The following is a 9,595-nucleotide window of genomic DNA, read 5'->3' as shown; positions in this document are numbered from 1 at the left end:
AATCCGGTCCAGAGGCCAAACGGGCCACATCGACCCTCACCCGACGTGTCAAGCAGGCCGTCTCCGAGTGGTACGTGCTGCAGATGCTGGAACTGTCCTGGGACGGCTTCATCGAGCGTGTCTCCCAGGGCTGCAACGTGGGCAAGTCCCCCTACAGTTACATGGCGGAAAAGGTGGCCCACCCGGTGCCAGCTCGCCGAGCCGAGGCCCGTACGAAGCACCGGCTCACTCCGGATCCAGCCTCAGCGGTCACCTGCATCTTCCAGCTCCGCGGCCTGGACAAGCTCGGCTAGACGTCAGTGCCGACCATCTGGACCTGGACTTCGTGGCGTACCCGGCTCCGGAGCCGGCCCGGCCGGACGCGGCCCTGGGCCGCTGGAGCGGATCCGCCGTGCGAGAAATTCTCGCAATCCCAAGTACACGGGCTACCAAGTGTGCAGCTGCCGTGCCACGAATATGGACGGCCGCTCAACGAGCCGAAGGGCTGGGTGTGGTCGCCAGGTCCTGCCCGTGATCCTCTTGTCACCAGAGAACTCTTCGACGCCATCTCTACCGTGGGCCGCAGCCGCCAAGGATCCGGACCACCCATTGAGCCAACAAGCGCCTGGCCACCAAGCGCTCCTACGTTCTGCGGTCACACGTCTACTGTGACACCTGCGACAGCCACATGTTCGGGTTGACCCCCATCGGATCCCCTACTAGGCCTGCCAGCCTGAATCCAATGAACATCGTGATCAACCGTGGTTTCCCCATTATCCCAACAGTTGCCGGATTCGCGAGGAGACCTTCCCTACCAGGGTCTCCGGCCTCGATCGGCGCAGCCATCTCGTACCCGCGCTCGAAGCCACTGGGTCTGCGGATGACGCTGGCGACCGCATCGACAGGGAGCCTGCAGCTCTGGAGCGCGCCATCACCGCCATCGGCCAGCACCAGGCGCGCCTTATCCGCATCCTCGCTGACGACTTCGACGATGACGATCAGGCCCACAATCTTGACCCGGATCAAAAGAAGGAGTTCCGCGATGCGATCCGCCGGGAGCACGCCAAGTTGGTGCCCAGCGTGAACAGCCCGCTGAGCAGCTGGCCAACTGCAAGCGCCAAGATAGGTCACTGCCGTGACGATGGCCCTTCTCGACGAACGTCCGGGGCGGCCATCCGAGGAACTGCTCAGGAAGACGTTCGTAACTGGGCCTTTGTCCTTCCCGGTCCGGACGAACGTGAATTGCCGACCGAGGTCGCCAACGTCGCGCAGACTCCGCGGCTTCACCCAACCGATCGGCACCCTGTCGAGGGATCTGCAAGCGACAGGTGTGCTGACAGGAGGGGAGCCTTTCCTGCTCACCACCGTCTACGGCCACGCCACCGACCCTTCCTGGGCGAAGGGGTTCCGCATTCCCAGCGGGGTGATTCCCCTGCTCCGGAGCAAGTACGAGGGGGGCGAGCTGTGGCAAACCCGAGACAGCGGAGAAGCTGTGAGCGAACCGTCCGACAGGAGCTGACGTACGAGCAGATCGACCAGGTGTACGGCGTGGCTCGCCATCGGCAAGCCTGGAGTGAGGGCTGAAGCGGGCGCCTCGGCAAGGGTCAGCCGTGTACCTGGGCGCCCGTGGGTGGCCCCGCGAGATGACGATTCACACGGGGCAGTGCCTCTACTGTCCCTCTTTCGCGGAGGCTGACAACCACCGGTACAGCGCCACGCCCAAGATGGCCACACCTGCGACGATGAAGGTCACCACCCCTCCCACACCTATCGACTGGACTGCGAGTTCGCCGATCACGACAAGGATTATCAGCAGGACGAGGCAGCTCATGCAGCCCTTGGCGTACGAAACGAACTCGGGCTCCTGGCTCATACGGCCCCCCGGAAAAGATTGAATGCGCAAGTACCGAGCATAGATCCCAAACGCCTCAGCCGGTTAGACGCGGGACGTGACTCCACGTGCCGAGTCGGCGGGCCGCGGGAACCGGCGTGGGGACGAACCTGCCGTCAGCCTGCGATCTTCGGCACCACCACTGCTCGTTCTCCTGGTTGGCGCTCGCCGAGATCCCGTCCACGCCTCGTCCACAGACCCCGGCATACGCCCGCTCCGGGCCGCATACGCCTGCACATACGCGAAGACCCCGGCCTCAGCGTTTCCGCTGGTGACGGGGTCTTTGGGCACCTCTTGCTGGGTGCCCCCGGCAGGATTCGAACCTGCGCACACGGCTCCGGAGGCCGTTGCTCTATCCCCTGAGCTACGGGGGCGTGTCGGGCGCTGAGCTGTTCGCTTGCGGCGACGGGTAGAACACTAGCAGGTCCGCAGGGGTGATCAGGAACGGGTTTCCCGGGGTGAGTCGGGGTCCCGTTCTCGGGCTCCTGGTTCCGTCGGGCGTGAGGCGAACGGAGCCGGTCCGCAACAGGGCGGTGGCGTCCGGCACGGCGTGGAAGACAGGGCGCTGGTGCCCCCCGCGCGGCGTGGAAGACAGGGCGTAGTGCCCCCGCAGGGGGTGGAAGACCGGGCGATGGCGTCCCCCACACGGGGTGGAAGACAGGGCGGTGATTGCCCCGCACGGGATGGAAGACAGCCCGATGGCGTCCCCCGCGCAGGTTGGAAGTGGGGAAAAGCCGGACGCGGTGGCCGGTGCCGACCTACTCTCGAGTTGTGCCAGGCGCGTCGGGTCGGGTGCTTGTTGTGGACGACAACAAGGTCATCCGGCAGCTGATCAGGGTCAACCTCGAGCTGGAGGGGCTTGAGGTCGTGACCGCGGCTGATGGTGCCGAGTGTCTGGATGTCGTGCATCGGGTAAGGCCCGATGTCGTCACCCTCGATGTCGTCATGCCCCGGCTGGACGGGCTCCGGACCGCCGCGCGGCTGCGTGCCGATCCTCGTACGCACGATCTTCCGCTCGCCATCATCAGCGCCTGTACCCAGTACGAGGTGGAGAGCGGGCTCGACGTCGGTGTCGACGCCTTCCTCGCCAAGCCCTTCGAACCCGCGGAGCTCGTCCGGCTCGTCAAGCAGCTCATCGAGCGGAAGCCCGGTCGCGGCCGCCGCGCGGAGGGCGTGGGGGAGAGGGAGGAAGACGGGGAGGGCGACGAGGGCCAGGGTGGAGGCAACGGTGGGGCGGGAGTGGCTGTTGGGTGAGGGGGCTCGTAGGCGGAGGCGCGGAGCGTCTCGCACGCCCTTCCCTCTCGCACGCCCTCGCACCGTAGAAACCGCCTCGCACCCTCCTCCGTCTCGCACCGTAGAACCGCCTCGCACGCCCTTCCGCCTCGCACGCCCTTCCGCCTCGCACCGTAGAACCCCCTCGCACCCTGCTCCGTCTCGCACCGTAAAACCGCCTCGCATACCCACCCCCCACCTCCCCTACGCTTGTTCCGTGACCCCCGTCGAGCTCTCCCGCACCGTGTTGCACTCGGTGCGTGCTGCCGTGGACGACGGGGAGCTGTGTGTGGAGCCGGGTGCGCTGCCCGAGCGGGTCGTCGTGACCGAGCCGGGGCCCGGCGGGTGCGGGGACTACGCCACCAACGTCGCCCTCCAGCTCGCCCGCGCCGCCGGGCGGACGCCCATGGACGTCGCCGGCGTTCTCCGCGAGAGGCTTCTCGACGCCGACGGCATCGACGACGTCGTCGTCACCGGGCCGGGATTCCTCAACGTCACCCTCGCCGACAGCGGTGGAACGGCCGCCGGTCTCGTCACCGAGATCCGCCGGCTGGGCGCCGCCTACGGGCACGGTGACGCGCTCGCCGGGCAGGTCGTGCTGCTGCGCGTGCCGTACGAGGTGCGGGCCGAGGTCGTGGCCGACGCGGTCGTGCGGATCGTCGCGACGCAGGGCGGGCGGGCCGAGGTCGGGCACGGGGAGCCGGTGAACCTGCGGCCCGTGCCCGCGCCGGAGGATCCCGCGCCGCTCGGGGCCGACGCCGCCCAGTGGGCGCTGCTCCATCCCGCGTCGCACGACCGGCCCCGCATCACCGCGGACCACCTGGTGCAGCGGGAGGCCAATCCGCTGTTCCGGGTGCGGTACGCGCACGCCCGTACCCGGGCCCTGACCCGCGGCGCCGCCCGCCTCGGGTTCGGCGCCGAGCCCGGGCCCGTGGCGGCCCGCGAGGTCGTCGCCGCACTCGCCGACCACCCCCGCGTCCTCACCGCGGCCGCCACCCACCGCGCCCCGGACCGCCTCGCCCGGCATCTCGTCACCCTCGCCGATGCCGTGCTGCCCCATCTGCCCGGCGTGCTGCCGCGCGGCGAGGAGAAACCCTCGGCCGCCCACCGTGCCCGGCTCGCCCTCGCCGAAGCCGCCGGGACGGTGCTGGCCGGTGGCCTGTCCCTGCTCGGCATCGACGCACCCGAACACCTCTGAGGCGACCCAGGACGCCGCGGAGAGAGACAGAGAGTCTGAGAGCCACGTCATGAGCCGTTCCGCCCACCCCGCCGGGCCCCGTCACGCCGACGTCCTTCCCGAGGGGCACTACTCCGCCCCGCCCGCCGACCTCAACGCCCTCGACCCCAAGGTGTGGGCGCAGACCGTCGGCCGGGACGAGGACGGTGTCCTCACCGTCGGCGGGATCCCCGCGACCCGGCTCGCCGAGGAGTTCGGCACCCCCGCCTACATCCTCGACGAGGCCGACTTCCGCGCCCGGGCGCGCGCCTGGCGCACCGCGTTCGGCGCCGACGCCGACGTGTTCTACGCCGGGAAGGCGTTCCTGTCCCGGGCCGTCGTGCGCTGGCTGAACGAGGAGGGGCTCAACCTCGACGTGTGCTCCGGCGGGGAGCTGGCCACCGCGCTGTCCGCCGGGATGCCCGCCGAGCGGATCGCCTTCCACGGCAACAACAAGTCCGTCGCGGAGATCGAGCGGGCGGTCGAGGCCGGGGTCGGCCGGATCGTGATCGACTCCTTCCAGGAGATCGTGCGGGTCGCGCACGTCGCGCGGTCGCTGGGCAGGCGGCAGCGGGTGCAGATCCGGATCACCGTCGGCGTCGAGGCGCACACCCACGAGTTCATCGCCACCGCGCACGAGGACCAGAAGTTCGGCATCCCGCTCGCCGGCGGCCAGGCCGCCGAGGCGGTGCGGCGGGCGCTGCAGCTCGACAGCCTCGAGGTCATCGGGATCCACAGCCACATCGGTTCGCAGATCTTCGACATGTCCGGCTTCGAGGTCGCCGCCCACCGGGTGGTCGGGCTGCTGAAGGACATCCGGGACGAGCACGGCGTCGAGCTGCCCGAGATCGACCTCGGCGGCGGCCTCGGCATCGCGTACACCAGTGCCGACGACCCGCGCGAGCCGCACGAGATCGCCAAGGCGCTGACCGAGATCGTCGGCCGGGAGTGCGAGGCCGCACGGCTGCGCACACCCCGCATCTCGGTCGAGCCCGGCCGCGCCATCGTCGGGCCGACGGCGTTCACGCTGTACGAGGTCGGCACCGTCAAGCCGCTCGAGGGGCTGCGGACGTACGTCTCCGTGGACGGCGGGATGTCCGACAACATCCGCACCGCGCTGTACGACGCGGAGTACAGCGTCGCCCTGGTCTCGCGCGCGAGCGACGCCGAGCCCGTGCTCAGCCGTGTCGTCGGCAAGCACTGCGAGAGCGGGGACATCGTGGTCAAGGACGCGTTCCTGCCCGCCGACCTGGCGCCGGGCGACCTGCTCGCCGTGCCCGCCACCGGCGCCTACTGCCGGTCCATGGCCAGCAACTACAACCACGTGCTGCGCCCGCCCGTCGTCGCGGTGCGGGACGGCGAGGCGCGGGTGATCGTGCGGCGCGAGACGGAGGAGGACCTGCTGCGTCTCGACGTCGGCTGACGCGGCCGGAGAGAGGAGCCGGCGGAGCCGGAGACACCGGTTCCGCGGGCCTCGGTGAACTCCGGGACAAGGGCCGGAAGATCTTCGGTCTTCCCATCCCGGCAAAATGAAATACATGTCTCACGATCCGGACGAAGGGTAGAAACTCCCGTCCGGTGAGTGAGACTGGTCCAACCGTAGACGGTAAGAGGAAACGAGGTCGGATGATGCGTACGCGTCCGCTGAAGGTGGCGCTGCTGGGCTGTGGAGTGGTCGGCTCAGAGGTGGCGCGCATCATGACGACGCACGCCGACGACCTCGCCGCCCGTATCGGGGCCCCGGTGGAGCTGGCCGGCGTCGCCGTGCGCCGGCCCGGCAAGGTGCGCGAGGGCATCGACCCCGACCTGGTCACCACCGACGCCACCGCCCTCGTCAAACGCGGCGACATCGACGTCGTCGTCGAGGTCATCGGCGGCATCGAGCCCGCGCGGAGCCTCATCACCACCGCCTTCGAGCACGGCGCGTCCGTCGTCAGCGCCAACAAGGCGCTCCTCGCCCAGGACGGGGCCGCGCTGCACGCGGCCGCCGAGGAGCACGGCCGGGACCTGTACTACGAGGCCGCCGTCGCCGGCGCCATCCCGCTGATCCGGCCGCTGCGCGAGTCCCTCGCCGGCGACAAGGTCAACCGGGTGCTCGGCATCGTCAACGGCACGACCAACTTCATCCTCGACAAGATGGACTCCACCGGCGCCGGCTACCAGGAGGCCCTGGACGAGGCCACCGCGCTCGGTTACGCGGAGGCCGACCCGACCGCCGACGTCGAGGGGTTCGACGCCGCCGCCAAGGCCGCCATCCTGGCCGGCATCGCCTTCCACACGCGGGTGCGGCTCGACGACGTCTACCGCGAGGGCATGAGCGAGGTCACCGCCGCCGACTTCCGCTCGGCCGCGGAGATGGGCTGCACGATCAAGCTGCTCGCCATCTGCGAGCGGGCCGCCGACGGCGCCTCGGTGACCGCGCGGGTGCACCCCGCGATGATCCCGCTGAGCCACCCGCTCGCCTCCGTGCGCGGCGCGTACAACGCCGTCTTCGTCGAGTCCGACGCCTCCGGGCAGCTCATGTTCTACGGCCCCGGCGCCGGCGGTTCCCCGACCGCCTCCGCCGTGCTCGGCGACCTGGTCGCCGTCTGCCGCAACCGGCTCAACGGCGCAACGGGGCCCGGTGAGTCGGCGTACGCGGCCCTGCCGGTCTCGCCCATGGGCGAGGTCGTCACGCGGTACCACATCAGCCTCGACGTCGCGGACAAGCCGGGTGTACTGGCGCAGGTCGCGACCGTGTTCGCCGAGCACGGGGTGTCGATCGATACGGTTCGCCAGCAGGGCAAGGACGGCGAGGCCTCCCTCGTCGTCGTCACCCACCGCGCGTCCGACGCCTCCCTGACCGGGACCGTCGAGGCGCTGCGCAAGCTCGACACCGTGCGGGGTGTCGCCAGCATCATGCGGGTTGAAGGAGAGTAACCAGCAATGACCCACCAGTGGCGCGGAATCATCGAGGAGTACCGGGACAGGCTGCCGGTATCCGACACCACGCCGGTCGTGACGCTCCGCGAGGGCGGCACGCCCCTCGTGCCTGCGCAGGTGCTCTCCGAGCGCACGGGCTGTGAGGTCCACCTGAAGGTGGAGGGGGCCAACCCCACCGGCTCCTTCAAGGACCGCGGCATGACCATGGCGATCTCCAAGGCCAAGGAGGAGGGGGCGAAGGCGGTCATCTGCGCCTCGACCGGCAACACCTCCGCCTCGGCCGCCGCCTACGGGGTGCGGGCCGGGATGGTCTCGGCCGTGCTCGTGCCGCAGGGCAAGATCGCGCTCGGCAAGATGGGCCAGGCCCTCGTCCACGGCGCCAAGATCCTCCAGGTCGACGGCAACTTCGACGACTGCCTCACGCTCGCTCGCAGCCTGAGCGAGAACTACCCGGTGGCGCTGGTCAATTCGGTCAACCCGGTGCGCATCGAGGGCCAGAAGACGGCCGCGTTCGAGATCGTGGACATGCTCGGCGACGCCCCCGACATCCACGTCCTGCCGGTCGGCAACGCGGGCAACATCACCGCCTACTGGAAGGGCTACAAGGAGTACGCCGCCGACGGCGTCTCCGCCCGGACCCCGCGCATGTGGGGCTTCCAGGCCTCCGGCAGCGCGCCGATCGTGCGCGGCGAGGTGGTCAAGGACCCGTCGACCATCGCCACCGCGATCCGGATCGGCAACCCCGCCTCCTGGCAGTACGCCCTCGCCGCCCGCGACGAGTCCGGCGGCGCCATCGACGAGGTGACGGACCGTGAGATCCTGCGCGCCTACCGGCTGTTGGCCGCGCAGGAGGGCGTCTTCGTGGAGCCCGCCTCGGCCGCCTCGGTGGCCGGTCTGCTGAAGGCCGCCGAGCAGGGCAAGGTGGACCCGGGGCAGCGCATCGTGTGCACGGTCACGGGCAACGGGCTGAAGGACCCGGACTGGGCCGTCGCCGGCGCGCCGCAGCCGGTCACCGTCCCGGTCGACGCGGCCACCGCGGCGGAGCGCCTCGGCCTGGCCTGAGCACCCGCGGGCCCGGGGGACCGGGCTCGCCCACCCCGCCCGGCGGGGACGATCCGCGGCGGGGTGCACGGGAGGTCCACGACACGCATCGTGCGCCTCCCGTGCGCCCTATGTCGCCGCGGAACCATCCTTCGATAGGCTGTACTGAACCCGCCTACCGCATATGCCACCGCGTGTGGGCGCGGGCCGCGTCGTCTCCGCGACCCGACGGGTCCTCGTACGTCATCGAATGTCCATCGAAACGATCGAGTGTCCGTCGGGACGATCGAGCGGCGTTCGGCCCCTTCGGATGTCTTCGACACTCACGCAGCTCAAGGAGAGTCTTCGAGCGATGGCCGGTCCAGCCTTCCGCGCGGCCGCCGTACGGGTGCGCGTCCCTGCCACCAGCGCCAATCTCGGTCCGGGCTTCGACGCCCTGGGCCTCGCGCTGGGGCTGTACGACGACGTCGTCGTCCGGGTGGCCGACTCCGGTCTGCACATCGACATCGCGGGCGAGGGCGGCGAGACCCTGCCCCGCGACGAGAGCCACCTGCTCGTCCGCTCCCTGCGCACCGCCTTCGACCTGCTGGGCGGGCAGCCCCGCGGCCTGGAGATCGTCTGCGCCAACCGCATCCCGCACGGCCGCGGCCTCGGCTCCTCCTCGGCCGCCATCTGCGCCGGAATCGTCGCCGCCCGCGCGGTGACCATAGGCGGCGAGGCCCGGCTCGACGACGCGGCACTGCTCGCGCTGGCCACCGAGATCGAGGGCCACCCCGACAACGTGGCCGCCTGTCTGCTCGGCGGTTTCACCCTGTCCTGGATGGAGGCCGGCGCGGCCCGTGCCATCAGGATGGAGCCCGACGATTCCATCGTTCCGGTGGTTTTCGTGCCCGGGAAGCCGGTGCTCACCGAGACCGCCCGCGGCCTGCTGCCGCGCACCGTGCCGCACGTCGACGCCGCCGTCAACGCGGGCCGTGCCGCCCTGCTCGTCGAGGCCCTCACCAGGCGCCCCGAGCTGCTGCTGCCCGCCACCGAGGACCGGCTGCACCAGGAGTACCGCGCCCCGGCCATGCCGGAGAGCGCCGCGCTGGTGGAGCGGCTGCGGGCGGACGGGATCCCGGCCGTCATCTCCGGCGCCGGACCCACCGTCATGGCGCTTGCCGACGCCGACAGCGCCGAGAAGGTGTCCCACCTCGCGGGTGAGGGCTGGGCCGCCAACCGGCTTGACCTCGATGTCCAGGGAGCGAGCGTGCTGCCGCTTGCGACCTGAGACA

The 9,595-nt window shown here is 70.5% G+C and carries 9 protein-coding genes and 1 tRNA gene; 7 read left to right on the top strand and 3 right to left on the bottom strand.

The annotated features are described in order from the left end of the window. The first annotated feature begins 83 nt into the window (after positions 1 to 83). The gene (locus tag ACFYU0_RS32715; protein ID WP_389305907.1) at positions 84 to 293 is read left to right on the top strand and encodes a hypothetical protein; all 210 of its coding nucleotides are present in this window, start codon (positions 84 to 86) and stop codon (positions 291 to 293) included. Positions 294 to 642: 349 nt separating this feature from the next. On the opposite strand, the gene ACFYU0_RS32710 is transcribed toward ACFYU0_RS32715, so the two are convergent. The 3 genes from ACFYU0_RS32710 to ACFYU0_RS32700 all read right to left on the bottom strand — a co-directional run bounded on the left by ACFYU0_RS32710 (position 643) and on the right by ACFYU0_RS32700 (position 2,244). Beyond that, positions 643 to 1,041 (bottom strand): hypothetical protein, encoded by a 399-nt coding sequence (locus ACFYU0_RS32710; protein WP_389305905.1) that lies wholly within the window; start codon positions 1,039 to 1,041, stop codon positions 643 to 645. Positions 1,042 to 1,648: 607 nt separating this feature from the next. Further along, entirely contained in the window at positions 1,649 to 1,852 is a 204-nt protein-coding gene (locus ACFYU0_RS32705) for a hypothetical protein (RefSeq protein WP_190178631.1), read from the bottom strand. A 320-nt stretch (positions 1,853 to 2,172) separates the two neighbouring features. Further along, positions 2,173 to 2,244, bottom strand: a tRNA-Arg gene (locus tag ACFYU0_RS32700). 349 nt (positions 2,245 to 2,593) lie between these two features. Here ACFYU0_RS32700 and ACFYU0_RS32695 point away from each other — a divergent pair. The 6 genes from ACFYU0_RS32695 (at position 2,594) to thrB (ending at position 9,591) form a co-directional block, all read left to right on the top strand. Further along, the gene (locus ACFYU0_RS32695; RefSeq protein WP_351662896.1) at positions 2,594 to 3,124 is read left to right on the top strand and encodes a response regulator; all 531 of its coding nucleotides are present in this window, start codon (positions 2,594 to 2,596) and stop codon (positions 3,122 to 3,124) included. 235 nt (positions 3,125 to 3,359) lie between these two features. Continuing rightward, complete coding sequence (nrtL, locus tag ACFYU0_RS32690; RefSeq protein ID WP_351662899.1) at positions 3,360 to 4,340, top strand: ArgS-related anticodon-binding protein NrtL; 981 nt, start codon at positions 3,360 to 3,362, stop codon at positions 4,338 to 4,340. 49 nt (positions 4,341 to 4,389) lie between these two features. After that, positions 4,390 to 5,781, top strand: a complete 1,392-nt coding sequence (gene lysA, locus ACFYU0_RS32685; protein ID WP_351662901.1) for a diaminopimelate decarboxylase — start codon at positions 4,390 to 4,392, stop codon at positions 5,779 to 5,781. Positions 5,782 to 5,984: 203 nt separating this feature from the next. Then, positions 5,985 to 7,277: a homoserine dehydrogenase gene (locus ACFYU0_RS32680; RefSeq protein WP_351662904.1), complete on the top strand. Its 1,293-nt coding sequence runs from the start codon at positions 5,985 to 5,987 to the stop codon at positions 7,275 to 7,277. A gap of 6 nt (positions 7,278 to 7,283) precedes the next feature. Next, a complete protein-coding gene (gene thrC, locus ACFYU0_RS32675; protein WP_351662907.1) occupies positions 7,284 to 8,342 on the top strand; it encodes a threonine synthase in 1,059 nt (352 codons plus the stop codon). Positions 8,343 to 8,673: 331 nt separating this feature from the next. Next, positions 8,674 to 9,591, top strand: a complete 918-nt coding sequence (gene thrB, locus ACFYU0_RS32670) for a homoserine kinase (RefSeq protein WP_351662910.1) — start codon at positions 8,674 to 8,676, stop codon at positions 9,589 to 9,591. Positions 9,592 to 9,595: the final 4 nt, after the last annotated feature.

The organism is Streptomyces sp. NPDC003720 (genome assembly GCF_042875075.1).
Taxonomy (GTDB): domain Bacteria; phylum Actinomycetota; class Actinomycetes; order Streptomycetales; family Streptomycetaceae; genus Streptomyces.
The sequence above is the reverse complement of the archived record's forward strand: the minus strand, read 5'-3'. Positions and strand labels throughout refer to the sequence as shown.